The sequence below is a fragment of the Pseudomonas sp. LBUM1672 genome, from assembly GCF_059695655.1.
The window spans coordinates 3,305,878-3,332,039 of sequence record NZ_CP166781.1; the positions used below are offsets into that span (position 1 = coordinate 3,305,878).

23 protein-coding genes and 1 pseudogene are annotated in these 26,162 nt (G+C 60.9%); 15 read left to right on the top strand and 9 right to left on the bottom strand.

Annotated elements, in window-relative coordinates; genetic code table 11:
• Positions 1-111 precede the first annotated feature (111 nt).
• The 5 genes from ACA053_RS14990 (at position 112) to ACA053_RS15010 (ending at position 5,455) form a co-directional block, all read left to right on the top strand.
• Entirely contained in the window at positions 112-960 is an 849-nt protein-coding gene (locus ACA053_RS14990) for a polysaccharide deacetylase family protein (RefSeq protein WP_497392931.1), read from the top strand.
• Entirely contained in the window at positions 953-1,840 is an 888-nt protein-coding gene (locus tag ACA053_RS14995; protein WP_497392932.1) for a polysaccharide deacetylase family protein, read from the top strand. The genes ACA053_RS14990 and ACA053_RS14995 overlap by 8 nt, the downstream gene beginning before the upstream one ends.
• A complete protein-coding gene (locus ACA053_RS15000; protein WP_497392934.1) occupies positions 1,837-3,201 on the top strand; it encodes an MmgE/PrpD family protein in 1,365 nt (454 codons plus the stop codon). The genes ACA053_RS14995 and ACA053_RS15000 overlap by 4 nt, the downstream gene beginning before the upstream one ends.
• A gap of 207 nt (positions 3,202-3,408) precedes the next feature.
• The gene (locus tag ACA053_RS15005; RefSeq protein ID WP_497311604.1) at positions 3,409-4,587 is read left to right on the top strand and encodes an MFS transporter; all 1,179 of its coding nucleotides are present in this window, start codon (positions 3,409-3,411) and stop codon (positions 4,585-4,587) included.
• 160 nt (positions 4,588-4,747) lie between these two features.
• Positions 4,748-5,455, top strand: coding sequence for an HPP family protein (locus tag ACA053_RS15010; protein ID WP_497392935.1), 708 nt, complete (start codon positions 4,748-4,750; stop codon positions 5,453-5,455).
• A 277-nt stretch (positions 5,456-5,732) separates the two neighbouring features.
• Here ACA053_RS15010 and ACA053_RS15015 read toward each other — a convergent pair whose 3' ends face one another.
• Entirely contained in the window at positions 5,733-6,095 is a 363-nt protein-coding gene (locus tag ACA053_RS15015; RefSeq protein ID WP_497392936.1) for a DUF6124 family protein, read from the bottom strand.
• A gap of 377 nt (positions 6,096-6,472) precedes the next feature.
• Here ACA053_RS15015 and ACA053_RS15020 point away from each other — a divergent pair.
• From ACA053_RS15020 to ACA053_RS15030, 3 genes and pseudogenes are all read left to right on the top strand, one after another.
• A pseudogene (locus ACA053_RS15020) lies at positions 6,473-6,580 on the top strand (HPP family protein); the annotation flags it as partial.
• A gap of 149 nt (positions 6,581-6,729) precedes the next feature.
• Entirely contained in the window at positions 6,730-7,836 is a 1,107-nt protein-coding gene (locus tag ACA053_RS15025) for an enoyl-CoA hydratase/isomerase family protein (protein WP_497392937.1), read from the top strand.
• A gap of 3 nt (positions 7,837-7,839) precedes the next feature.
• On the top strand, positions 7,840-8,991 hold the full coding sequence (locus ACA053_RS15030) for an acyl-CoA dehydrogenase family protein (protein ID WP_497392938.1): 1,152 nt from the start codon (positions 7,840-7,842) through the stop codon (positions 8,989-8,991).
• Positions 8,992-9,212: 221 nt separating this feature from the next.
• Here ACA053_RS15030 and ACA053_RS15035 read toward each other — a convergent pair whose 3' ends face one another.
• The 6 genes from ACA053_RS15035 to ACA053_RS15060 all read right to left on the bottom strand — a co-directional run bounded on the left by ACA053_RS15035 (position 9,213) and on the right by ACA053_RS15060 (position 16,209).
• On the bottom strand, positions 9,213-9,986 hold the full coding sequence (locus ACA053_RS15035) for an enoyl-CoA hydratase (protein ID WP_109631725.1): 774 nt from the start codon (positions 9,984-9,986) through the stop codon (positions 9,213-9,215).
• A gap of 13 nt (positions 9,987-9,999) precedes the next feature.
• The gene (locus ACA053_RS15040) at positions 10,000-11,127 is read right to left on the bottom strand and encodes an acyl-CoA dehydrogenase (protein WP_497392939.1); all 1,128 of its coding nucleotides are present in this window, start codon (positions 11,125-11,127) and stop codon (positions 10,000-10,002) included.
• Positions 11,128-11,267: 140 nt separating this feature from the next.
• Positions 11,268-12,461 carry an acetyl-CoA C-acyltransferase gene (locus ACA053_RS15045; RefSeq protein WP_497392940.1) on the bottom strand — a complete coding sequence of 398 codons (1,194 nt, stop codon included), beginning with the start codon at positions 12,459-12,461 and terminating at the stop codon, positions 11,268-11,270.
• A 12-nt stretch (positions 12,462-12,473) separates the two neighbouring features.
• Entirely contained in the window at positions 12,474-13,235 is a 762-nt protein-coding gene (locus ACA053_RS15050; RefSeq protein ID WP_109631732.1) for an SDR family NAD(P)-dependent oxidoreductase, read from the bottom strand.
• Between the two features lie 15 nt (positions 13,236-13,250).
• Positions 13,251-14,915 (bottom strand): AMP-binding protein, encoded by a 1,665-nt coding sequence (locus tag ACA053_RS15055; RefSeq protein ID WP_497392942.1) that lies wholly within the window; start codon positions 14,913-14,915, stop codon positions 13,251-13,253.
• A gap of 277 nt (positions 14,916-15,192) precedes the next feature.
• Entirely contained in the window at positions 15,193-16,209 is a 1,017-nt protein-coding gene (locus tag ACA053_RS15060) for an AraC family transcriptional regulator (RefSeq protein WP_497392943.1), read from the bottom strand.
• Between the two features lie 275 nt (positions 16,210-16,484).
• On the opposite strand from ACA053_RS15060, the gene efeU reads away from it, so the two are divergent.
• The 5 genes from efeU to ACA053_RS15085 all read left to right on the top strand — a co-directional run bounded on the left by efeU (position 16,485) and on the right by ACA053_RS15085 (position 22,051).
• Positions 16,485-17,324, top strand: coding sequence for an iron uptake transporter permease EfeU (gene efeU, locus ACA053_RS15065; RefSeq protein ID WP_497392944.1), 840 nt, complete (start codon positions 16,485-16,487; stop codon positions 17,322-17,324).
• Positions 17,325-17,332: 8 nt separating this feature from the next.
• A complete protein-coding gene (gene efeO / locus ACA053_RS15070) occupies positions 17,333-18,532 on the top strand; it encodes an iron uptake system protein EfeO (RefSeq protein WP_497392945.1) in 1,200 nt (399 codons plus the stop codon).
• A 17-nt stretch (positions 18,533-18,549) separates the two neighbouring features.
• A complete protein-coding gene (gene efeB / locus ACA053_RS15075) occupies positions 18,550-19,848 on the top strand; it encodes an iron uptake transporter deferrochelatase/peroxidase subunit (RefSeq protein WP_497392946.1) in 1,299 nt (432 codons plus the stop codon).
• A gap of 24 nt (positions 19,849-19,872) precedes the next feature.
• A complete protein-coding gene (efeO, locus tag ACA053_RS15080; protein WP_497392947.1) occupies positions 19,873-20,697 on the top strand; it encodes an iron uptake system protein EfeO in 825 nt (274 codons plus the stop codon).
• 184 nt (positions 20,698-20,881) lie between these two features.
• Positions 20,882-22,051, top strand: coding sequence for an MFS transporter (locus ACA053_RS15085; protein ID WP_497392948.1), 1,170 nt, complete (start codon positions 20,882-20,884; stop codon positions 22,049-22,051).
• Between the two features lie 3 nt (positions 22,052-22,054).
• Here the strand turns inward: ACA053_RS15085 and pssA are convergent, their stop codons facing one another.
• Entirely contained in the window at positions 22,055-23,398 is a 1,344-nt protein-coding gene (pssA, locus tag ACA053_RS15090; RefSeq protein WP_497392949.1) for a CDP-diacylglycerol--serine O-phosphatidyltransferase, read from the bottom strand.
• A gap of 214 nt (positions 23,399-23,612) precedes the next feature.
• On the opposite strand from pssA, the gene ACA053_RS15095 reads away from it, so the two are divergent.
• Entirely contained in the window at positions 23,613-24,176 is a 564-nt protein-coding gene (locus ACA053_RS15095) for a TetR/AcrR family transcriptional regulator (protein WP_497311617.1), read from the top strand.
• Positions 24,177-24,232: 56 nt separating this feature from the next.
• The gene (locus ACA053_RS15100) at positions 24,233-24,709 is read left to right on the top strand and encodes a nuclear transport factor 2 family protein (RefSeq protein WP_497311618.1); all 477 of its coding nucleotides are present in this window, start codon (positions 24,233-24,235) and stop codon (positions 24,707-24,709) included.
• A gap of 120 nt (positions 24,710-24,829) precedes the next feature.
• Here ACA053_RS15100 and sfnG read toward each other — a convergent pair whose 3' ends face one another.
• Positions 24,830-25,924, bottom strand: coding sequence for a dimethylsulfone monooxygenase SfnG (gene sfnG / locus ACA053_RS15105; RefSeq protein ID WP_497392951.1), 1,095 nt, complete (start codon positions 25,922-25,924; stop codon positions 24,830-24,832).
• Positions 25,925-26,162: the final 238 nt, after the last annotated feature.

Genomic DNA, 26,162 nt, shown 5'->3' on the forward strand with positions numbered 1-26,162 from the left:
GTCAGGCACACCCGGGCGCCTGATTTTACGACTGCTTCGCAGCCGAACGCAGCCTCGCAGGCTCGACAGCTGCTACGGGTGTTTCAACTATAAATTCCGGAGCGCCACACGATGTCCTCCTCGCCACAGCCAACCTGGCCCGACCAGCACAAAGCCTGCCTCGCCCTGGCCTTCGACCTCGACGGCCCGACCGGCGATGCGATGCTCAACGGCTCGATCTGGCGCAAGCCTGAGTATTTCGGTTTCGGCGGTTACGGCCCCTATCGGGCCTTGCCACGCATCCTCGATCTGCTCGACGACTACCGGATCCCGACGACGTTTTTCGTCCCGGCCTGGGTCGTGGAAAACTGGCCAAAGCAGTGCCAGGCGATTGTCGAGCGCGGGCATGAGGTGGCGTACCACGGCTACAAACACGAATCCTTTTACGCCCTGACGCTGGAACAGCAAAAGGACGTCATGAAGAAATCCCGCGAGGTGTTCTGGAAGCACCTGAACATCCGCGCCGAAGGTTTCCGCACCCCGTCCGGTGACTGGCGAGCTGAGACCCCGGCCATGCTGGTGGAAGCCGGCGTGACCTACTCCAGCAGCATGCGCGGCGATGACCGCCCGTACCTGGTGAAAGTGCCGGGCCATGAAACGCCGCTGGTGGAAATCCCCGGCCGCTGGGAAATGGACGACTACGCCTCCCTCGCCTACACCCGTGCGCCGGACTTTCCTTGCGGGCTGGACCGCACCGCCAGCTACGAACTGACCCTCGACAACTGGCGCCGTGAATACGACGGTGCGATGAACGAAGGGCTGTGCCTGACCACCCTGTTCCACCCCAAAATCACCGGCAAACCCGGGCGCATCCTGCTGCTGGAAAAACTCTTCGAACACATGCGTCAGCGCGATGACGTGTGGTTCGCCACCTGCCGCGATGTCGCCCAGTGGTGGCTCAAGGAGCATCACCATGGCTGATTCGAACGTCTGGCCCAAAGGCTACCGCTGCGCCGTGGTCCTGACCGTCGATTACAACGACGTCCACGGCATCCTGACCCAAGCGCCGGAAGTCGCCGGGCGCGACAAGACGCTGTCGGTCTGGCGTTATGGCAGCCAACGCGGCGTCGACCGTTTGCTCGGTTTGTTCGCCGAACTCGGCGTAAAAAGCAGTTGGTGCATTCCCGGCATCGTCGCCGAGGAAAACCCGGAACACATCCAGGCGATCCAGGCCGGCGGGCATGAAATCGCCTGCGCCGGCTATCGGCATCAGAACTACGACCTGCTCGATCTCGCTGAACAAAACGCCGAGATCGCCAAAGGATGCGACGCACTGACGGCATTGACCGGCCAGCGGCCAACCGGGTTCCGCATCCCGGCCGGTAATGGTGCGCCGGGCTTCATCGAGGCGTTGAGGGACCAAGGCATTCGCTGGTCTTCATCGTGGCGCGGCGATGATTTGCCGTTCGCCCACCCCACGGCACCCGAAGTGATCGAGCTGCCGTTGCACTACGAACTGGAAGACGAACCCTACTTCGCCTTCAACCTCAGCCCGGCGGTGCCGCCGGCGCAATCGCGAATCGCCTCTTACAGCCACACCCTGGGCAACCTGCAAATGGACTTCGCCGGGTTTCATCGGTTTGGCCTGTGTTACGTGCTGCGCCTGCACCCGGAAATCATCGCCACGCCGGGGCGGATTGGCGTGTTGCGAGAACTGCTCCAGGGCATCCAGCAGCACGATGATGTGTGGATCGCCACGGCTGGCGAGGTCGCGCAATGGTGGACGGATTCCGCCGTACCCGTGACCGAGGATCACCCGGCATCAGTGTATGAACGGCATTATCGGGATTACCTCGTATGACTGAACGCATGCAGCGACTGGCGCAGTTTTGCGTCGACACCCGTTTTGAAGACTTGCCACCCGCCCTGGTGGCCCAAGCCAAACGGCACATCCTCGACACCTTCGGCGTGACATTGGCCGGGGCGGATAGCGAGGTGGCAAAACAGGCGCGTCAGGTATTTGCAGGTGAAGCCGGCGACACCCTCGTCTGGGGCACGGACCTGCGGGTCGGCGCCGCTCAGGCCGCGATCCTCAACGGCATCGCCGCCCATGCCCTGGAACTGGACGACACCGGCGGCTGCGACCACTCCGGCGCGGTGGTGCTGCCGGCGATCATGGCCGCGGTGTCGATGCAGACAAAACCGGTCAACGGTCGCGAGTTGATTACTGCGGTGGTAATTGGCTACGAAGTCAGCCGACGCGTGCTCGAAGCCTGCGGCGGTTACTCGGCGCACAACGGCGCTGGCTGGCATTCGACGGCGACTTGCGGGGTGTTCGGCGCCGCAGCGGCGAGTGCACGGATTCTCGGCCTGGACGTCGCGCAAACCGTGTCGGCACTGGGCATCGCTGGAAGTTTCAGCGGCGGTTTGTGGGCCTTCATCCACGACGGCTCGCAGAGTAAAAAGCTGCACAGCGGTCGCGCGGCCGAAGGTGGATTGCTGGCGGCGCGGTTTGCTCAACAAGGCATCAGCGGACCGAAGAAGTTGTTCGAGGATGTCTGGGGCGGTTTTCTCAGAACCCTGGCCGGCGTGGCTTCAGACCCGAGCGCACTCGATGCGGATCTGGGCGTCGTGTGGAAACTCGCGCGCTGTTCGATCAAGCCGTACGCCGCGTGCCGGGGGACGCATTCGGCGATCGATGCATTGGGGTTGTTGCTGGATCAACTGCAGGTCCGCGCCGATCAGATTGAAGACATCGACGTTTCGGTGTGCGGGTTTCTTCAGGACATGTGCGGTGGCCAGGAGGTCCGCACCCTGGCGGCAGCGCAGATGAGCCTGCCGTATGCCCTCGCCGCTCGGCTGGTGCATGGGCATTGCCGGCTGGAGGCGTATGACGAAGCACAACGGAGCGATCCGCGGATTGCCCACTGGATGTCGCGCATTCGTCTTGAAGTGGACCCGCAACTGTCCGAGGATGGCGAGCCCGTTGTCAGTGTGCGGACCTTGGATGGTCGGCGGATGAGTCTGTGCGTCGACCCGCCGTTGGGTGCGCCGGGGAATCCGTTGAGTGATGCGGCGCTGGAGGAGAAGTTTTTCAGTCTGGCGTCGCGGGTGATGCCGCGGGAGCAAGCGGCAGAACTGCTTGAGCAATTGTGGCGGGTTGAAGAGCTGGAATCTGTCGAGGCACTGGGTGCATGGCTTGGGGGTTTGGGTGGTCGTTAAAACCACCCCTCACCCCAGCCCTCTCCCCACAGGGGAGAGGGGAAAGGGAGCTGATCTTCATGCTCTTCAAACCTGAATTCGACTCGGAGTTTCAGGTCGATGTAACTCGAAAAACACATCGATCAGTCCCCTCGCCCCTCTGGGGAGAGGGTTAGGGTGAGGGGTGGATCCCAAGCCAAACACCAAAATAAGGACATCCGCACCACCGTGGCCACTTACTCGCTCGTAATCCGCCGGTTGATGATCGTTTCGCTGACCATCGTCGTCAGCCGCGCCATCACCAGCCCGCTGCTCACCTTGTTCCTGAGCAACAAACTCGGCCTCAACCAACAAGACGTCGGTTTGCTGTTGGGTATCGCGGTGTTTATCGCCACCCTGCTCGCGCTCTACGGCGGTTACATCATCGACCGCCTCGAAAAGCGCCGGCTGCTGATCCTCGCCATGCTCTCCAGTGCCATCGGCTTCGTGTTGCTGACCTTTGCCGAAAACCTCTACCTGACCACCGCCACCCTGGTGATCACCGAAACCGCCTCGGCGCTGTTCCTGATCGGTTCGAAGGCGATCCTCAGCGAAAACCTGCCCATGGGCCAACGCGCCAAGGCCTTTTCGCTGCGCTACACCCTGACCAACATCGGCTACGCCACCGGCCCGATGCTCGGCGTGGTGATTGCCGGCGTGTACCCGATTGCGCCGTTCCTGATTGCCGGCGGCATCGCCTTCTTCAGTATTTTCCTGATGATCGGAATTCCAAAGGACTCCGCGCCGACACCCGCCATCGGACAACCGCAAAGCTTCCTCAAAACCCTGATCACGTTGAAAAACGACCGCACCCTGATCATGTTCACCTTCGGCTGCCTGCTCAGCACCGTGGTCCACGGCCGCTTCACCTTGTACCTGTCGCAATACCTGCTGGTGACTCACGATTCCAAGCGTGCGCTGGAAACCATGGCCGCCCTGCTCGCCTGCAACGCCATCAGCGTGATCCTGCTGCAATACCAGATCGGTCGTTTCCTCAAGCGCGAACAACTGCGTTACTGGATCGCGGGCGGCACCAGCCTGTTCATCGTCGGGCTGATCGGCTTCAGCCTGGCCGACAGTCTGGTGAGCTGGTGCGTGGCGATGTTCATCTTCACCCTCGGCGAAATGATCATTTACCCCGCCGAATTCCTCTTCGTCGACACCCTGGCCCCGGAAGAACTGCGCGGCAGTTACTACGGCGCCCAGAACCTCGCGGCCCTCGGCGGTGCGCTGAGCCCGGTGATTTGCGGATTCCTGCTGATGCACACACCGGCGCCGACGATGTTTTACGCATTGAGCGCGTTAACAGCCATGGGCGGGTTTCTGTGTTTCATGAGTGGCCGCCGAGTCGCTTTACAGCAAAAATAATGCACTCAAACTGCATTAATATGAATTTGTCAGCATCGGCAATGAACGGCACACTGTGTCCCGTTCCTCCCCCAATAGTTGGAACTCTTTCAAGGGCTTTCTGGGTTTCCCAGATAAGCCTTTTTTTTTCCTCGTTTTTTGCCAATGGATCGTTTGCCTCATGCTCGCTCGCTGGTTACCCGCCGCCGTCAACACCCGTCCTTCCGAATGGAGCCGCGCCGCCATTGGCATGTCCTTGGGAACGCTGTTCAGCGTCTGGCTGTGCGCTCAAGTGTTCGGCATGGAAGTGGCCCAGCATCTGATCGGGCCGCTGGGTGCCTCGGCGGTGCTGCTGTTCGCGGTGTCCTCCGGTGCCCTCGCGCAGCCGTGGTCGATTCTCGGCGGCTACTTGAGCGCCGGCGTTGTGTCGCTACTTGTCGCTCACGTACTGGGGCGAACCCTCGGCAGTGCTTGCCTGGCGGCCGGCATGGCGCTGATTCTGATGTGCTGGTTGCGTTGCCTGCATCCGCCGGCCGGGGCGTTGGCGCTGCTGTTGGTGCTGGCCGACCCGGCGACCATCGCGCTGGACTGGAAAGCTCTCGGCGCGGTGATGCTCGCCGCATTGACCATGCTGCTGAGCGCCCTGGCCTATAACAACCTGACGCGCATTCGCTACCCCAAACGTGCCGCAGAACCGGTGGCCGTGGTGCCTGCCGATCATCCGCCGATCGACAGTCAGGCGATCACCGCGCAGGACTTGAAACTGGCGTTAGCGGAGATGGAAGCGTTCTTCGATGTCACGCCGGAAGACCTTGAACAACTGATCCATATCAGTGAGTTGCATGCCAAACGTCGCAGTATTGGTGAAGTGTTGTCGCGTCGCGCATAGCGTCGAGGGATAGACCAGCGAACAACACGTCACCTTGCCTGCCGATAATCTGCGACTAGACTTCCCGGCAGACTCTGACGATGCCAAGCGCTGAAAACCCTGTGGCGAGGGAGCTTGCTCCCGCTGGGCTGCGAAGCTGCCCCAAAAGCCACAACAGCGAGCTTTCAGACACACCGCGTAATCCCGATTTACGACTGCTGCGCAGCCGAGCGGGAGCAAGCTCCCTCGCCACAGGTAAGTGGACCACCTCAGGTAAGTGCTCTCTTCAGAATTGAAGCTAACCCTGCGGGCCGATGTTATCCAGCACCCGGTTCGCCGTGATCTCCGCCATCATGATGCTGTTCGAAATACCCAAAAGCGCGTAACGCGACTCCCCCTCCAGATGATCCACCAACTGATGGACCATCACATCAACCGAGGCCAACGTCTCGACCAGATAAACCGCCAGGGTTTCAGTCGTGGCCTCGGGGTCTACGGAAAACAGGGTGCTGCGAGTTCGCGGGGTGGCTTTGATGTCGGCGTTCGATGGGAAATGGAAGTCGAGGGCTCGCTCGGCAGCCTCGTTGAGTTTTTTGGAATCGGTCGATTCGTAGGGGGAAACGTCGTCGGTTTCTGGTGGGTTGGGTGTTGGTTTGAACATTGGTGAAACTCCTCTCATCATATATAGGAGCCTTCACCCTTTCGCTACCAAACGAATGGGTGGCGGCCATGCACAGGTTGGTAGACCGGGATGTGAGGAGACCGGCGCGCCCGAAGACGCCCTGTGCATGACCACCATAAAACAGAGACGAAAAAACGCCCCAAATGGTGATGCTTAGCACCTCACATGAAACCCGGGGCTACCAAACCCCCATCGCTGTTCTTCAGCGACGGGCAAACGATAAAACCCAGGCCCAAGGCGCACAAGCCGGCGAATTCTGGCGCAGTCGTAGGCAACGGCGCAAGGATGTGTAGCCTGAGTGAGTTTCTGAAGATGTCTATTAAACAACGCTGTTTAATTCTCGCCCTGGCTGAACGGAAGCGTTCTTCGACGTCACCCCGGAAGACCTTGAACAACTGATCCATATCAGTGACTTGCATGCGAAACATCACAGCATTGGTGAAGTCCTGAGCCAAAGTTCCTGACGACACGCCTCCCCCATTTAGAGCCATGCAAATATGCAGGAAGCACCTGCACATATCCCGGTTGTACATCACAAATTTGCACTGTTACGATCCAGCATCGCTCGCGCGCGAGCTTCTCTATAAAGAACAATAAAAGCAGGGAGTTAGTGATGACTGCTCAGGTTTCATCGAAGGGGACTTGGTCCATGGATGCCACCCGAAACGAAGTGCTGGCCGAGGTTCGCAACCACGTCGGTCACCTGACCCTCAATCGCCCCGCCGGTCTCAACGCCATTACCCTCGACATGGTCCGCCACCTGCAGCGCCAGCTCGATGCCTGGGCGTTGGATTCCAACGTACACGCGGTGGTCTTGCGCGGTGCCGGCGACAAAGCGTTCTGTGCCGGCGGCGATATTCGCTCGCTGTATGACAGTTTCAAAAGCGGCGGCACGTTGCATGAAGATTTCTTCGTCGAGGAATACGCCCTCGACCTCGCCATTCATCACTACTTCAAACCGGTGCTGGCCCTGATGGACGGTTTTGTCCTCGGCGGCGGCATGGGTCTGGTGCAAGGCGCTGACTTGCGGGTGGTTACCGAGAAAAGCCGCCTGGCGATGCCGGAAGTGGCCATCGGTTATTTCCCGGACGTCGGCGGCAGTCACTTCCTGCCACGGATTCCCGGTGAGCTGGGAATTTATCTCGGCGTCAGCGGTGTGCAGATCCGCGCGGCCGATGCGCTTTATTGCGGTCTGGCCGACTGGTACCTGGAAAGCGAAAAACTCAGCACCCTCGACGAGCAACTCGATCAGCTCGAATGGAGCGATACGCCGCTCAAGGACCTGCAAGGCTTGCTGGCGAAACTCGCGGTGCAACAACTGCCCGATGCGCCATTGGAAGCGTTGCGCCCGGCCATCGATCACTTCTTCGCCCTGCCCGACGTGCCGAGTATTGTTGAGCAACTGCGCGAAGTGACGGTCGCCGACAGCCATGAATGGGCGACGACCACGGCGGATCTGCTGGAAAGCCGTTCGCCGCTGGCGATGGGCGTGACCCTGGAGATGCTGCGTCGCGGTCGGCACTTGAGTCTCGAAGACTGCTTCGCCCTTGAGCTGCACCTGGACCGTCAGTGGTTCGAGCGCGGCGACCTGATCGAAGGCGTGCGCGCCTTGCTGATCGATAAAGACAAAAAACCGCGTTGGAACCCGCCGACCTTGCAGGCGCTGGACGCCGGGCACGTCGCGAGTTTCTTCAGCGGTTTTGACCAGAGCGGGAGCTGAGCCATGCACGATATCGAATTGAGCGAAGAACAAGTCATGATCCGCGACATGGCCCGGGACTTTGCCCGCGGCGAAATCGCGCCCCACTCGCAAGCCTGGGAAAAGGCCGGCTGGATCGATGACGGTCTGGTGGCGAAAATGGGTGAGCTGGGTCTGCTAGGCATGGTGGTGCCGGAAGAATGGGGCGGCACTTATGTCGACTACGTTGCCTATGCGCTGGCGGTGGAAGAGATTTCTGCGGGTGACGGCGCCACCGGTGCGCTGATGAGCATCCACAACTCCGTGGGTTGCGGCCCGGTGCTCAATTACGGCACCGAAGAACAGAAACAGACCTGGCTGCCGGATCTGGCCAGCGGCCAGGCGATCGGCTGCTTCTGCCTGACCGAGCCGCAAGCCGGTTCCGAAGCCCACAACCTGCGCACCCGCGCCGAACTGCGCGACGGTCAGTGGGTAATCAACGGCGCCAAGCAATTTGTCAGCAACGGCAAACGGGCGAAACTGGCGATTGTGTTTGCCGTGACCGATCCGGACCTGGGCAAGCGCGGCATCTCGGCGTTCCTGGTGCCGACCGACACCGCCGGTTTTATCGTCGACCGCACCGAACACAAGATGGGCATTCGCGCCTCCGACACCTGCGCGGTGACGCTGAGCAACTGCACGATTCCCGAAGCCAACCTGTTGGGTGATCGCGGTAAAGGGCTGGCGATTGCCCTGTCCAACCTCGAAGGCGGCCGCATCGGCATTGCTGCGCAGGCGTTAGGCATTGCTCGGGCGGCGTTCGAAGCGGCGCTGGCTTACTCGCGGGATCGGGTGCAGTTCGACAAGCCGATCATCGAGCACCAGAGCATCGCCAATATGCTGGCCGACATGCACACCCGGCTGAATGCCGCACGTTTGCTGATCCTGCACGCGGCGCGGCTGCGCAGTGCCGGCAAGCCGTGCCTGTCCGAGGCTTCGCAGGCCAAACTGTTTGCTTCGGAGATGGCCGAGAAGGTCTGCTCGTCGGCGATGCAGATTCATGGCGGGTATGGGTATCTGGAGGATTACCCGGTGGAGCGTTATTACCGGGATGCGCGGATCACGCAGATTTATGAGGGGTCGAGCGAGATACAGCGGATGGTGATAGCTCGGGAGTTGAAGCATTACTTAGTGTGATGGCTGGAATTGGGGGGTGGTCTTGAAATCCACCCCTCACCCCAGCTCTCTCCCCATAGGGGAGTGGGGGAAAGGGAGCAGATCTTCAAGCTTTTCAAAACTTGAGTTCGACCTGATATTTCAGGTCGCCAATTTTCTACAATCACATCGGTCAGTTCCCTCGCCCCTCTGGGGAGAGGGTTAGGGTGAGGGGGTGGATTTCAAGGCCACCCCCCGCAATATCACTTACCGGTGAACTCGGCTTCACGCTTGGCAATAAACGCCGCCATCCCTTCCTTCTGATCCTGCGTCGCAAACGCCGCATGGAACACCCGACGTTCAAAGCGCACGCCTTCCGACAGGCTTACTTCAAAGGCGCGGTTGACGCTTTCCTTGACCATCATCGCAATCGGCAATGACTTCTTGGCGATCAACGTCGCGACTTTCAGCGCTTCCTCCAGCAGTTCATCCGCTGGAACGATCCGCGCGACAATCCCGCAACGCTCGGCTTCCACTGCATCAATCAAACGCCCGCTCAGGCACATTTCCATGGCCTTGGCCTTGCCCACGGCGCGGGTCAGGCGCTGGGTGCCGCCCATGCCCGGCAGCACGCCGAGGTTGATTTCGGGCTGGCCGAATTTCGCGTTATCGCCGGCGAGGATGAAATCGCACATCAGCGCCAGTTCACAGCCGCCGCCCAGGGCAAAACCGTTGACCGCGGCGATGATCGGCTTGCGGCGGTTGGCCACGCGATCGCTGTCGCTGAACAGGTCGTCCAGATAGATCTGCGGGTAGGTCAGCTCGGCCATTTCCTTGATGTCGGCACCGGCGGCGAAGGCTTTTTTCGAGCCGGTGAGCACGATGCAGCCAATGTTCGAATCGGCTTCCAGGCCATCGAGGGCGTGGTTCAGTTCGCTGACGATCTGCGCATTCAACGCGTTTAGCGCCTGCGGACGGTTGAGGGTGATCAGGCCGACGCGACCATGGGTTTCCAGCAAAATCGTTTCGTAGCTCACAAATGGACTCCTTTTAAAGATTGCGCGAAATAACCATGCGCTGAATATCGCTGGTGCCTTCGTAGATCTGGCACACCCGCACGTCGCGGTAGATCCGCTCCAGCGGGAAGTCGTTCAGGTAACCGTAACCGCCGAGGGTTTGCAACGCCGAGGAGCAGACCTTCTCGGCAATTTCCGAGGCGAACAGCTTGGCCATGGACGCTTCGACCAAGGCCGGTTTGCCGCTGTCCCTCAGTGCCGCTGCGTAATGCACCATCTGCCGGGCGACGGCGATTTGCGTCGCCATGTCCGCCAGGCGGAAGGCTACGGCTTGATGTTCGATGATCGGTTTGCCGAAGCTCTCGCGTTCACGGGCGTAGTCGCGAGCCGCTTCAAACGCGGCGCGGGCCATGCCCACCGATTGCGAAGCGATGCCGACACGGCCGCCTTCGAGGTTGGCCAGGGCGATCCGGTAACCCTCGCCCTCCTCACCCAAACGATTGGCCACCGGCACTTTGACGTCTTCGAAGAGGATCTGACAGGTGTCGGAGGCGTGCTGGCCGAGTTTGTCTTCGACTCGGGCGACTTTGTAGCCCGGCGAATCGGTCGGCACGATCAGCGCCGTAATGCCGCGCTTGCCGGCACTCGGGTCGGTCACCGCGAATACGATCACCACCCCGGCGTTCTGCCCGGAGGTGATGAACTGCTTGCAGCCGTTGAGCACGTAGTGATCGCCTTCCAGGCGCGCGCGAGTTTTCAGGCCGCTGGCGTCGGAGCCGGCTTGCGGTTCCGTCAGGGCAAAGGCGCCGAGCATCGCACCGCTGGCCAGCGGCTTGAGGAAGCGTTCTTTCTGATCGTCGTTGCCGTACTTGAGGATCGGTACGCAACCGACCGAGTTGTGCACGCTCATGATGGTCGAGCAGGCGCCGTCACCGGCCGCGATCTCTTCCAGGGCCATGGCGTAGGCCAGGTAACCGGTGTCGCAACCACCCCACTCCTCCGGCACCAGCATGCCGAAGAAACCCAGCTCGGCCATCTCGCCGATGGCTTCCTTGGGGAAGCGATGCTCGCGGTCCCACTCGGCAGCGAACGGTTTCAGCCGTTCCTCGGCGAATTGCCGGGCCATGTCGCGGATCTGTTGTTGGTCGTCATTGGGAATCATGGTGAATCCTTAAAATCCGGGGTACGACACAGAACTCTGTGGGAGCCAGCCTGCTGGCGATGGCGTCGTATCAGTCAATGTCGACTTTTATGACACACCGTCATCGCCAGCAGGCTGGCTCCCACAGGAGTGAGGTTGGCCTAGTAGAGGCATTCCACGGCCATGGCCGTGGCTTCACCGCCGCCGATGCAGATCGCTGCAACGCCGCGCTTCAGGCCTTTCTGGCGCAGGGCCGAGAGCAAGGTCACGAGGATTCGCGCGCCAGACGCACCAATCGGGTGGCCCAAGGCGCAAGCACCACCGTGAACGTTGATCTTCTCGTGGGGGATTTCCAGTTTGGTCATGGTCACGAGGCTGACGACGGCGAACGCTTCGTTGACTTCGAACAACTCGACGTCGTTCACCGACCAGCCGGTTTTCTTCATCAGCTTCTTGATCGCACCCACCGGCGCCACGGGAAACAGGCCCGGGGTATCGGCAAATGCCGCGTGGCCGTGAATGACAGCGAGCGGTTTCAAGCCTTGTTTCTCAGCCTCGGACCGTCGCATCAACACCAATGCCGCCGCACCGTCGGAGATCGAACTGGAGTTGGCCGCCGTCACCGTGCCGCCCTCGCGGAACGCCGGTTTCAGCGAAGTGATCTTGTCCAGCTTGGCTTTTGGCGGCTGTTCGTCGTTGCTGATCAGCACCTGTTCTTTGCCGACGGTCACCGTGATCGGCACGATCTCGTCCTTGAAGTTGCCATCCTTGATCGCCTGCTGTGCGCGGGTGGTCGAGGCGATGGCAAACGCGTCCTGGGCTTCGCGGCTGAAACCGTTGGTTTCGGCGCAATCCTCGGCGAAGGTGCCCATCAGGCGGCCCTTGTCGTAGGCGTCTTCGAGGCCGTCGAGGAACATCGAATCAAGCACGCGGCCATGGCCCATGCGGTAACCGCTACGGGCGCGGTCCAGCAGGTACGGCGCGTTGGACATGCTTTCCATGCCGCCCGCAACGACCACGTCGGCGCTGCCGGCGACGAGCATGTCGTGGGCCAGAATCGCCGCTTCCATGCCCGAGCCGCACATCTTGTTCAGCGTGGTGCAGCGGGTCGATTTATCCAGCCCCGCGCCCAACGCGGCCTGGCGCGCCGGTGCCTGGCCGAGACCGGCGGGCAGTACGCAGCCAAACAGCACTTCTTCGACCGATTCAGGGGCGATACCGGCGCGTTCGACCGCTGCACGAATCGCAGCGGCACCGAGTTGCGGTGCGGTCAGGCTTTTCAGTTCGCCCTGAAAACCGCCCATCGGAGTGCGGACGGCGCTGACGATAACAATAGGATCGTTGGAAGTAGTCATGACAAATCCTCCTTATTTGGCGGCCATGCGCAAGGCACCGTCGAGACGGATCACCTCGCCATTGAGCATGCTGTTTTCAATGATATGCCTGACCAGCGCGGCATACTCGTCCGGTTTGCCCAGGCGCGGCGGAAATGGCACGCCGGCCGCCAGGGAGGCGCGGACTTCCGGGGTCATGCCGGCCATCATCGGGGTTTCGAAAATGCCCGGGGCGATGGTCATCACGCGGATGCCGAAGCGCGCCAGTTCACGGGCGGCGGGCAAGGTCAGGCTGACGATCGCGCCTTTGGACGCTGCATAAGCCGCCTGACCGATCTGGCCATCGTACGCGGCCGCCGATGCAGTGTTGATGATCACGCCGCGCTCGCCGTCGGCATCCGCTTCGGTTTCGGCGATGGCCGCCGACGCCAGACGCAGCATGTTGAAGCTGCCGATCAGGTTGACGTTGATCACCTGGCTGAAACTGGCCAGCGCGTGCGGGCCGTTCTTGCCGAGGATCTTCTCGCCCCGCACGATGCCGGCGCAGTTGACCAGACCGTTGAGGCCGCCAAAGGCTTTTACCGTCGCTTGCACGGCAGCTTCGGCGGCAGCTTCGTCGCTGATGTCCGCCACCACGCTTTGCGCGCCGAGACGTTCAGCCTGTGCCGCAACGGCCTCGGCGTTCATGTCCACCAGCATCACTTTGGCGCCGGCTGCGACCAGCATTTCCGCGGTGGCCGCACCGAGGCCCGACGCACCGCCGGTGACGAGAAAAACCTTGTTTTCGATCTGCATCATTGTTTCCTTGATTCAAGCTGAAACGTTCTTCGCGGCGGCCTCTTGAGCCTTTGCGATTTCCTGGTTGCGCAAGATAAAGCGCTGCAATTTGCCGCTTGGGGTTTTCGGCAACTCGCTGACAAATTCGATTTCACGCGGGTACGAATGCGCCGCCAGACGCTTGCGCACGTGTTGGCGCAGTTCTTCGGCCAGTTCCGGTGTCGCGCGGTATTGCTCACAGATCACGACGAAGGCCTTCACCAACTCGGTACGTTCCGGGTCGGGCTTGCCGACGACGGCGGCTTCGATCACGGCCGGGTGTTCGATCAACGCACTTTCCACGTCGAACGGGCCGACGCGGTAACCGGATGTGGTAATCACGTCATCGCTGCGGCCGACGAAGCTGATGCTGCCATCCGGGTTCCACTCGACGGTGTCGCCGCTCAGGTAATAGTTGCCGACGAACGCTTTGGTTGGCGCGCCTTCGTAACCGGCGAACCAGCACATCGGCGACTGGGTGCGGTCGATGGCGAGGATGCCGGGCTGACCGACGCCGAGTTCCTTGTATTCGTCGTCGAGCACCACGATGCGGTGGCCCGGCGAGGCGAAACCGGCAGCGCCCATGTGGATCGGGTGCTCCAGGCCGTGGTGATTGCACAGGACCATGCCCAGTTCGGTCTGGCCGTAATGGTCGTGAATGACCACGCCGAGGTTGTCGGCGAACCAGCGGATCACTTCCGGATTCAGCGGCTCGCCGGCGCTGCTGACAATGCGCAGTTTGCCCTTGATCGACTTGGCGAATTCATCGCCGCCGGCAATCAGCAAGCGGTAGGCCGTCGGGGAACCGGTGAGGTTAGTGATGCGGTATTTGTTGATGACCCGGCAAGTGCTTTCGAGGGTGAACGGGCCGTCGTAAAAGGTGATCGGATGCCCCATCGCCATCGGCCCGGTAACGCCGAAATAGATGCCGTAGGCCCAGCCCGGATCGGCCACGTTCCAGAACGCGTCTTCGGGGCGCAGGTCTACGGCGTCGCGGGTGTAGCTTTCGAAGGCGACGATGGCCTTGAGCGGCACCGACAAGGCTTTCGACGGGCCGGTGGTGCCCGAGGTGAACATCAGCAGGAACGGGTCTTCGCCGGTCAGCAGCACCGGTTCGCACTCGGCAGAGTAATTGGCCAGTTCGGCCCAGAAACTGTAATCGCCACGGACGATGCCTTGGCCTTTCGCACCGCCGACGGTGACGATGGTCGGGCAGTCGGCAACTTCAGCGAGTTTGGGGCGATTGACCGCGTCGGTGACCACCACTTTGGCGCCGGAGCTACTGAGGCGGTGCTCGATGGCTTTCGGGCCGAAGGCGGTGAACAGCGGCTGATAGACCGCGCCGATGCGCCAGGTGGCGAAGACGGTGACCAATAATTCGAAATTGCGTGGCAAGAGGCCTGCGACCTTGTCGCCTTTCTTCACGCCTTGGGCCAGCAGGAAGTTGGCAAAACGCGCGGCCTTGTCCTGCAGGTCGCTGAAGGTGTACGTCGCGCTGGCGCCGTCGCGGCCTTCCCAGAACAGCGCAATGCGCCCCGGCAAGGCATGCCGGTCGCAACACTCGACGCAGGCGTTGAGGGCAGTCAAATCACCGGCAAGAGCGGCGTCGACGGTGTGCTGATAATTGAACTGTGACGTGGCAGACAAGTAATCGCGCATTGCCAGAATCCCTCTGTATTTTTATTAGGTTGGGGGGAACCGTAAAAATCACAGAAATACTCGCCCCGCGCGGTGATCGGGGCAATGGTCAAAGCTATCAAGTTGTCTGACTGGTTTGGCCAAGGTTCAAGAGGTGGGTTGCCTTTCCGGGCCTCATCGCGAGCAGGCTCGCTCCCACAGGGTTTTGTGGTGTGGACACTATCTATGTCACACCAAAGCCCACTGTGGGAGCGAGCCTGCTCGCGATGGCGTCAGCCCTGTCAACACAGAATCCAGATCAGTGTGCTTCGTTGAGGATCAAGCTCCGGTAATGCCCCGGATTCGACCCCGACCACTTGCGAAACGCCTTGTAGAACGAACTCGCATCCGCAAACCCCAGCCGCGTGGCGATTTCGGCGAAGCTAATGTGTGGCTCGGCCAGCCACACAATGGCCAGCTCCTTGCGCACGCTGTCCTTGAGCCCTTGATACGTCTGCCCTTCTTCCGCCAGCCGCCGGCGCAAGGTCGAAGCCGACATGCACAGTTGCTGCGCCAGCGGTTCGGTCTCCGGCCATTGTTCGGCGGGCAGTTGTCTCAGATCATGCTTGATCCGGCTCGCCAGGCTTTCCGGGTCGCGGTACTTGACCAGAATGTTCGCCGGCGCATGGGCCAGGAACCGCTTGAGCTCTTCCGGGCTGCGCTTGATCGGCAGGTCCAGGCAATCGGCCGAGAAAATCATCCGCGTGCGAGGCCGATCGAATCGCAGGTTTTCGGAGAACATCACCTGATAGTCATCGCAGAAATCCGGCTCCGGGCAGCGCAGTTCGATGGCCAGAATCGGTATACGTCGCCCGGCCAACCAACAGGCGACACCATGCACGATCATCCAGTAAGTGAAATAGGTAAAGGCGCGGCGCGGGTCCTGGTCGTCTTCCAGCAACACGATCTCCGCAAGGCTTTGCTGATGAACCAACTGCGCGGGCATGCGTTCGAGCATCAACGACAGAAAACTCAGGCCTGAGGTCAGGCCGGCCGCCAGGCTCGGCTGGATCATCGAGCTGCGACAGAGAAACTCAAGGCTGCCGGACTTGAGCTTGCGCGGGTCCATGCCAAAAAACTCGTCATCCCCACGCCGGGCGAGCAAGCGCCATAGCCGCGCATAGGCAGTTGCCGGGACCCGGGCATCGGTGGTGTGCAGCAGCGCCGGATCGATGCCGACCTTATTCAACACCTCGTCGGTGGCGGCTCCAGGGGCGCAGCTCTGCAACAGCGCTTCACGCACCAGTTGAATGGCGATGGTGTCTTTTTCCGACATTGAGCGAGGTGGGCCTTGTACTTGTTTGAGTGCCGGCATATTAGCGCACAGCGACCCAATCCTGTAGGAGCGAGGCTTGCCCGCGAAGCAGGCGACTCGGTCTTGCCCTGAAACCGCGTAATCGTTCTTCGCGGGCAAGCCTCGCTCCTACAAAGGTACGGGGTGATCTTTGATTTGTTCAGGTTAGGTTCAGGTAAATGCCAATGAATGCCATTTGAGAATGAGTGTCATTATGTTACAAATTAGCACCCTATCTAATTTCGCGACGGTGCTGAATGCTTGTCCCTTTTTTGATCATGCTGCGCGAAGGCATTGAAGCTGCGTTGATCGTTGGCATCATCGCCAGCTACCTCAAGCAGACCGGCCGTGGCCAGTGGATGCCCGCCGTGTGGATCGGCGTGTTCCTCGCCGTTGCGCTGGCCCTGCTGGTGGGCGGCGGTCTGGAACTGGTGAGCGCCGAGTTCCCGCAGAAGCAACAGGAACTGTTTGAGGGTGTGGTCGGCCTGGTGGCCGTCGGCATTCTCAGCTCCATGGTGTTCTGGATGCGCAAAGTGGCGCGTTCGATCAAGCACTCGCTGCACGTCTCCCTCGATCACGCGCTGACCGGCTCCAAACATCAGGTGACCGCGCTGATCGCCATGGTGTTTTTTGCTGTGGCCCGCGAGGGTCTGGAAACGGTGTTCTTCCTGCTCGCGGTGTTCCAGCAGAGCGAAGGCCCGGCAGCGCCGATTGGCGCCCTCCTCGGCCTGATCCTTGCGGTCATCGTCGGGTTCCTCATTTACACCGGCAGCATGCGCTTGAACCTCGGCGCATTCTTCCGCTGGACCGGTCTGTTCATCCTGGTGGTCGCGGCCGGCATTCTCGCCAACTCGGTACAGGCGCTGCATGAGGCCGGGGTGTGGAATCACCTGCAAACCGTGCTCTTCGATTTCAGTGCGACGCTGCCGATGGACGGCCCGGTAGGTTCGGTGCTGGCCGGCATGTTCGGTTACCAGGACGCGCCGACGGTCAGCACCCTCGGGGTCTATCTGATTTACCTGGTGGTGGCGCTGGTGATGTTTTTTCTCCCTGCGCCCGCACTCGCTGAACAACCCTCTTCCGTTTCCAGCCAGTAAGGGCACCCATGCCAAATCAAGCCCCTCTCCAGGCCTTGCCTCCCCGCGCCTTGCGCTGGGCGGTGGCCGGTTCGGTGATCGTGATGATCGCCGCCGGTGGCCTGTTCTATTACGCCTCGAAAATGGCGGCAGCCAAGCGCCAGACCAACCACGATGAGGTTGTGGTGACCATTCACGCGCACAGCTGCGAGCCGAATGCGCTGACCGTTCCCGCGGGCCGCGCCAGTTTTCGCATCGTCAACCGTTCGGACCGGGCCGTTGAATGGGAAATCCTCGACGGCGTGCTGGTAGTCGAAGAACGGGAGAACATCGCGCCGGGCCTGAGTCAGGTCATCAACGCCAACCTGCTTCCCGGCGACTACGCGATCACCTGTGGACTGCTGAGCAACCCGCGCGGCACTTTGCACGTGACCCCGACCGCCGCTTCCGACGCGGCGGCCAAGGCCAAACCGTCGATGGTCGCGTTCGTGGGGCCGTTGTCGGAATTCCGCGTGTACCTGAGCAGCCAGGGCAGCGCACTGATCAAAGCCGTCGCCGCCCTTGAGCAAGCCATTGCCGCCGGCGACCTGAGCCAGGCACAAGCGCTATATGTGCCCGCTCGCGTCGCTTATCAACGAATCGCGCCGGCTGCCCAGCGTCTGGCCGAGCTGGACAACGCGATCAACGCCCGCGCCGATTACTTCGAGAAACGCGAGCAGGACCCGGCCTTCAGCGGTTTCCACCGGATCGAATACGCGCTGTTCCAGCAACGCAACCTCGACGGCTTGACGCCGGTTGCCCAGCGCCTGAGCAACGACGTCACCACGCTTAAGCAGCAACTGCTCGCCCAGTCGCTGCCACCGGAGCAACTGGTGAGCATTGTCGTGCGCAATCTCAACAGCCTCTCCGATGTGCGCGCCAGCAGCGGCGAAGAAGAACGCTACAGCCACATCGACCTGAACGGTTTTGCCGCCAACCTCTTTGCTGCGCGCAAAGTTGTCGACCTGTTGCGCCCGTTGTTGACCAAGTCTGCCGCCGAGTTGCTGCCGAAGATCGACGGTGCGATCACCGCGCTCGATGCCGAACTTAATGGCCTGAAGGTCAAGGACGGCTACGCGACCTATGACACGGTCACCGCCGAACAGCGCAAACAGATCGCCGACAAGACCAAGGCCCTGGCCGACGCACTCGACGCCATCGATCCCGCCCTCGGCCTCTCCGGCCTTTAAGCAGAAGACTCAAAACGATGAACGATTCAGAACACTTCAACCTCCAGCGTCGCCGGGTATTGATGGGCATGGGCGCCGCCGGTGTCGCGCTGGCAGGCTCCGCACTGAGTTGCCCGGCAATGGCCGCGAGCCCCGCGCAAGTCACCGAGGCGCCGAGCAGCGACAAGACCGAAGACCGCCACGCGTTCCACGGCCAGCACCAGACCGGCATCGTTACCCCGCGTCCGGCGTCCGGCATGTTGGTCTCGTTCGACGTGTTGGCCAGTGATCGCGAGGACCTGGAGCGGCTGTTCCGCACCCTCAACGAGCGCATCGCGTTCCTGATGCAGGGCGGCCCGGTGGCGCAAGTCGATCCGAAACTGCCGCCGGTGGATTCAGGAATCCTCGGCCCGGTGGTCACGCCGGACAACCTGACCATCACCGTGTCGGTGGGCGATTCGCTGTTCGACGAGCGCTTCGGCCTGGCCGCTGCCAAACCGAAACGGCTAATGCGCATGGTCGGTTTTCCCAACGATGCGCTGGAAGCCGATTGCTGCCACGGCGACCTGAGTCTGCAGTTCTGCGCCAACACCACCGACACCAACATCCACGCCCTGCGCGACATCGTGAAAAACCTGCCGGACCTGCTGCTGGTGCGTTGGAAACAGGAAGGCAGCGTGCCGCCTCAGGCCCCGGCGAAACCCGGTGTGCCGGCGCAGAGCGCGCGCAATTTCCTCGGTTTTCGCGACGGCTCGGCGAACCCGGATTCCAACGACGTCAAGGCCATGGACGGCATCGTCTGGGTGCAACCGGGCAGCGACGAACCGGCGTGGGTGGCCAATGGCAGCTACCAGGCGGTGCGGATTATCCGCAACTTCGTCGAGCGCTGGGACCGCACGCCCTTGCAGGAACAGGAAAGCATCCTCGGACGCATCAAAAGCACCGGCGCGCCCATGGGCGGCGAACATGAAACCCAGGTCCCGGACTATGCCAAGGACCCGGAAGGCAAGCTGACCAAGCTCGACGCGCACATCCGCCTCGCCAACCCGCGCACCGCCGCGACCCAGGCCAACCTGATCCTGCGCCGGCCGTTCAACTACTCCAACGGCGTGAACAAAAACGGGCAGCTGGACATGGGCTTGCTGTTCATCTGCTACCAGGCCGATCTAAAAAAAGGCTTCATCACCGTGCAGACCCGACTCAACGGCGAGCCGTTAGAGGAATACCTCAAGCCGGTCGGCGGCGGTTACTTCTTCACCCTGCCGGGTGTAACGGGCGACAAGGACTTCATCGGTCGCTCGCTGCTTGACGCTACCTCACCCAAAACAAACACCTGATCAACCCCCACACGGAACCGTCCCATGAAAAAGTCGCCACTCGCGTTATTGCTGACCCTTGGCTTGCTCAATACCCCGCTTTCGGCTTTCGCGGCGACGGCGCCGTTGGAGCTGGTGCAGCCGATTTCCGATTACAAAATCTACGTCACCGAGCAACTGGATGAGTTGGCCAGCCACACCCAGCAGTTCACCGATGCCGTGAAAAAAGGTGATCTGGCCACCGCCAGGAAACTCTACGCGCCGACCCGGGTTTACTACGAGTCGATCGAGCCGATTGCCGAGCTGTTCAGTGACCTCGATGCGTCCATCGACTCGCGCGTCGATGACCACGAAAAAGGCGTGAAAGCCGAAGACTTCACCGGTTTCCACCGCATCGAGTATTCGCTGTTCTCGGAGAACAGCACCAAGGGCCTCAATGAACTGGCCGATGGCTTGAACAAAGACGTCAAAGACCTGCAAACCCGCGTCGCCGGCCTGACCTTCCCACCTGAGAAAGTGGTAGGCGGTGCTGCTGCGCTGCTGGAAGAAGTGGCGGCCACCAAGATCTCCGGTGAAGAAGATCGCTACAGCCACACCGACCTGTACGACTTCCAGGGCAACATCGACGGCGCGAAGAAAATCGTCGACCTGTTCCGTCCGCAGATCGAGAAGCAGGACGCGGCGTTTATTGCCAAGGTCGACAAGAACTTCGCCAGCGTGAACAAGATTCTGGCCAAATACAAAACCAGGGATGGCGGGTTTGAGACGTATGACAAAGTGAAAGATAACGACCGCAAGGCGTTGGTTGGGCCGGTGAATACGTTGGCTGAGGATTTGTCCACTTTGCGTGGGAAGCTGGGTTTGAACTGAGGATTTTGTAGCGTTTTGGCGGGCCCCTTCGCGGGCAAGCCTCGCTCCTACAGGGGAATGCGTCAACTGTAGGAGCGAGGCTTGCCCGCGAAGGCATTATCACGCTCACCAATATTCCTCCTACCTTGCACATAACCCGCGCTAACATCCCCCGCCAATAACAAAAGCTCACGGAAGACTCACCATGACCACCCCTGCCTTCGACCTGCGCCCACTCATGGTCGCCAACATGGCCTGTTCCATGTCGATGATGGCGTTCGTCTCCCTGATCGGGCCGATCGCTCGGGTGTTGGGCCTGGCCACCTGGCAGGCCGGCGCGGCGGTGACGGTGTCCGGGGTGATCTGGATGTTGCTCGCCCGTCCGTGGGGCCAGGCCAGTGACCGCTATGGCCGGCGACGGATCCTGCTGATCGCCACGGCCGGCTTCACCCTCGCCTACTGGGCCTTGTGCCTGTTCATCGACGCCTCGTTGCGGTTTCTGCCATCAGCGCTGCTGGGGTTTATCGGGTTGATGATCGGACGCGGCCTGATCGGCGTGTTCTATGCCGCGATTCCGGTGGGTGGCAACGCGTTGATCGCCGATAACATCGAGCCGCAACACCGAGCCAAAGCCATGGCTGCCTTGGGCGCGGCTAACGCCTGCGGCCTGGTGATCGGACCGGCGATTGCGGCGTTGTTGTCGCGCTTCAGCCTGAGCTTGCCGTTCTATGCCATGGCGGTCCTGCCGTTGCTGGCGTTCGTGGTGCTGCACTACAAGCTCAAGGGTCAGGAACTGCACCTGCGGCAAGCGCCGCGCAAGGTTCATCTGAACGATCCACGGCTACGCCGCCCGATGGCCGTCGCGTTCGTGGCGATGCTCTGTGTGTCGATTGCGCAGATCACCGTCGGTTTCTTCGCCCTCGACCGTCTCGGCATGAGCCCGGCCGATGCCGCGCAAACCGCTGGCATTGCCTTGACCATGGTCGGTTTCGCGTTGATCTGTTCGCAACTGGTGGTGCGCCGGCTCGAATGGCCGCCGCTGCGGCTCATCCGCGCGGGCGCGCTGGTGGCGGCCGTGGGCTTTGCCGGCAGCATCCTGGCGGATACAGCATGGGGGTTGTGGCTGTGCTTTTTCGTGTCGGCGGGCGGGATGGGCCTGATCTTTCCGTCGTTCGCCGCACTGGCGGCCAACGCGGTCGATGCCTCGGAACAAGGCGCCACCGCCGGCTCCATTGGCGCCGCGCAGGGCTTTGGCGTGGTTATCGGGCCGCTGGCCGCGACATTGATCTACGACATCGAACCGCGCCTGCCCTACCTGGTTGCCGCTGCGCTGTTGCTGCTGGTGGCGCTATGGCCACAACCCCGGCAACACTGAGCCTTACAGAATGCGATAGAGCAACCGCTCGATCCGCACCCGGCTGACGCGCTTGAGGAACTTGGCCACCGCCGCCGGGTATTCCAGCAGCGTCTCCAGATCCTGATAACGCTGGATGCGCGTGGTGTTCTGGAAAATCTCCTCCAGCTCCTTACTGCGCGGCTCCAGCAGTTCGCCTTTCGGGTCATCGATCAACAGCGCGTTTTCCAGGTCAAGACGGAACGCCCGTGGATTGAGGTTATTACCGGTCAGCAAGGTGTAGCGCTTGTCGATCCACATGCCTTTAAGGTGATAGGTGTTGTCGCCGTCTTTCCACAAATGCAGGTTCAGCTTGCCGCTGTCGATGCTGTGTTGGTGCCGTTTGGCGAAGCGTCGCAGGCTGATCTCGTAGAGATAAGGCAGCGCCGCAATCACCTTGAACGGCTCGCTCGGCGGAATGTAGAAGTCGTTGGCGGTCTTGTCGCCGACCACGATGTCGATCTTCACGCCACGGCCCAGGGCCCGGTTGATTTCCCGGGTCACCGGTAGCGGCAGGTTGAAGTACGGGGTGCAGATGGTCAACTGATGCTGAGCGCTGGCGATCAGTTCGCAGATCACCCGACTCAACGGGTTGTTCTTGCCCACACCGAGCAGCGGACTCACCGACAAACCGCCTTTCGCGGTACTGCCGGCGGTGGTGTCGTACGCCGCGTGCTTGAGGCGGCTGCGCAAATCGCCGATGTCGTTGCGCAGGCTGCGGGTGGTCGGCAGGTTCGGCAGGTCGAGGCGATGCACCGCTTTGGAGGCGACCAGACCGTGCTGGATCAAGTGCTGCATGGAATCAGCCAATGCGGCGTTCCGCAGCAGGTGATAACGGTCGTAGCGGTACTTGTCGAATTTGTGCAGGTAAACGTTGTTCAGGCTCGCGCCGCTGTAGATCACGCAGTCGTCGATCACGAAGCCTTTCAAATGCAGCACGCCAAACAGCTCGCGGGTCTGCACCGGCACGCCGTAAACCGGCACAACACTTTCGTGGGTGCGCGTCGCCTCTTGATACCAGGCGGAGTTGCCCGGCTGCTTGCCGGCACCGATCAAGCCACGCTGGGCGCGCAGCCAGTCCACCACCACGACCACGTCCAGTTCTGGACGCGCCAGTTTGGCGGCGTGCAAGGCATCAAGGATTTCCTGGCCGGCCTCGTCCTGCTGCAGATACAACGCGACGATGTAGATGCGCTGGGTGGCGCTGGCGATTTTTTCCAGCAGGCAACGACGGAACTCGGCAGCGCCGGAAAGAATGGTGACGGCATCGGCGGTCAGCGGAAAACTGCGCAGTTTAGGCAGCAGAGAGCGTTTGAAAAGCGACGGCATAGGGCTCGCAATGGGTCAATTCCGAAGAGTCCGAGAGCTTACACCATGGATGGGCTTGGGTCTTGCTGGTGTCTGTGCTGTCCCCATCGCTAGCAGGCTAGCTCCCACATTTGAAATGCATTCCCCTGTGGGAGCTAGCCTGCTAGCGATGGCTTTCTAATCGCCAAAAAATATTTGCTTGACCAAGGAGAACGATCGTTCTACTGTTTGCCGCATGAACGAAATCACAAGCAACGACACACGCGACATCATTCTGGATGTCACCGAAAAGTTGATCTATAAAAGTGGCATCGCCGCCACCGGGATGGATCTTCTGGTGAAAACCGCCGGCGTCTCCAGAAAAAGTATCTACCGCTACTTCGCCAACAAGGAGGAGCTGACCGTCGCCGCCCTGCAACGCCGCGACGTGCGCTGGATGCACTGGTACAGAAGTGAAGTCGATCAGGCTGAAACCCCGGCCGACCGCCTCCTTAACCTGTTTGCCGTGCTCAAGGCCTGGTTCGCCTCCGAAGGCTTCCGTGGCTGCGCATTCATTAACACCAGCGGCGAAACCGGCGACCCGCAAGACCCGGTCCGCCTGGTCGCCAAAGACCACAAACAGAAGCTGCTCGACTACGTGCGCGAGCTCTGCACCGAACATGGCGCTACCGACCCGGAGACGTTGGCCAAACAGCTGCTGATCCTGATCGACGGTGCCATTACCGTAGCGCTTGTGATGGGTGATCACAGTGCCGCCGATAATGCGCAATGCATGGCGCGAAAGTTATTGGACCTGTAACACTTGAACCAAGCCCGACAACTTGCTTGAACTTTAATTTGAGAGGGAGACGTTAAATGTCTAACGCAGAAGTTCGTCCGCCATTGCCGCCCTTCACCCGTGAATCGGCCATCGAAAAAGTTCGCCTGGCCGAAGACGGCTGGAACTCCCGTGATCCGGAACGCGTGTCGCTGGCCTACACTCTGGACACCAAGTGGCGAAACCGCGCCGAGTTCGCCTACAACCGCGAAGAAGCCAAAGGTTTCCTGACCCGCAAATGGGCCAAGGAACTGGATTACCGCCTGATCAAGGAACTCTGGGCCTTCACCGACAACCGCATTGCAGTGCGTTATGCCTATGAATGGCACGACGACTCGGGCAACTGGTTCCGTTCCTACGGCAACGAAAACTGGGAGTTCGACGAGAACGGCTTGATGGCCAACCGGTTTGCCTGCATCAACGACATGCCGATCAAGGAAAGCGACCGCAAGTTCCACTGGCCGCTGGGGCGTCGCCCTGACGATCACCCAAGCCTGTCCGACCTGGGCCTGTAACTTCACCTAAATCCATTGTGGGAGCGGGCTTGCCCGCGATGACTGACTGACATTCAACGATGATGTTGTCTGTCACTCCGCTATCGCGGGCAAGCCCGCTCCCACAGGGATCTATTGTGTTCAGACGACAGCCGTCTGCTTCTTGATAGCTGCTTTCGCTTCAAGCTCCCGCACCAACGGCAACACCCGCTTGCCGAAATACTCCACTTCTTCCTGGAAGTGCAGGAACCCCGCCAGCACCAGGTCCACGCCCACCGCTTTCAACGCCACGATGCGCTCGGCAATCTGTTGCGGCGTGCCGATCAGGTTGGTCTTGAAGCCATCGTTGTATTGCACCAGATCCTCAAACGTCGATTTCGCCCAGTTGCCCTCGCCCTCTGGTGACGCCCTGCCCGCTTGCTTTGCCGCGTCACCAAAGGCACTCACTGCTTCCGGATCGGCCTGATCGATGATTTGCGCCAAGACTGCCCGGGCCTCTTCTTCCGTGTCGCGGGCGATGACAAACGCATTCACACCGATTTTCACCGAGTGATGATTGGCTGCCGCCTTGAAGCGGATGTCGTCGACCTGAGCCTTGATGCCTTCAGGCGTGTTGCCGTTGGTGAAGTACCAGTCCGACACCCGCGCGGCCATGTCCCGGGCTGCGCGGGAACTGCCGCCCTGGAATATTTCCGGCTGGCCCAGTGGCTTGGGCTTGAGGCTGTAGTTGTCGAAGCGATAAAAGTCACCACGATAGGTGAAGTTGTCCTGAGACCAGATGCCTTTGAGTGAGCGAATGAATTCTTCGGAACGGCGATAACGCTCGTCGTGCTCGAGCCAGTGTTCGCCAATCGCCTGGAATTCGCCCTTGAACCAGCCGCTGACGATATTCACCGCGACCCGGCCGTTAGTCAGTTGATCGATGGTCGCCAGTTGCTTGGCCGCCAATGCCGGTTGCCAAGGCCCCGGCAGGATCGCGGCGATCACCTTCAGTTTGGTGGTTGAGGCCAGCAGCGCATGGCTGAAGGCGACCGACTCGTGCTGGAACTCGGCACCGTAACCGGCGGTGAAACGAATCTGGGTCAGGGCATATTCGAACCCGGCCTCTTCAGCCAGTTGCGCCAGCTTGCGGTTGTAATCGATGCCCCAGTGGGTGCGTTGTTCGATCTTGCTGACCACCAGCCCGCCGCTGACGTTCGGCACCCAGTAGGCAAATTTGACGGATTGCTGACTCATTGGCTTGTCCTTGGGACGTTGGGAAGTCCTTGGGTCGGAGCAGCAACCGTGCCAGTGCTGGTTACTTGTGAGAGAACTGTGGCGAGGGAGCTTGATCCCGCTTGAGTGCGCAGCGCTCACAAAAATTCTGGGGCCGCTGCGCAGCCCAGCGGGAGCAAGCTCCCTCGCCACAGATGTCGGTGTGTCCGGGGCAATTTGCGGATGCGCTGTTGGCTGGGCAACAGTTGGGCACTTCTGA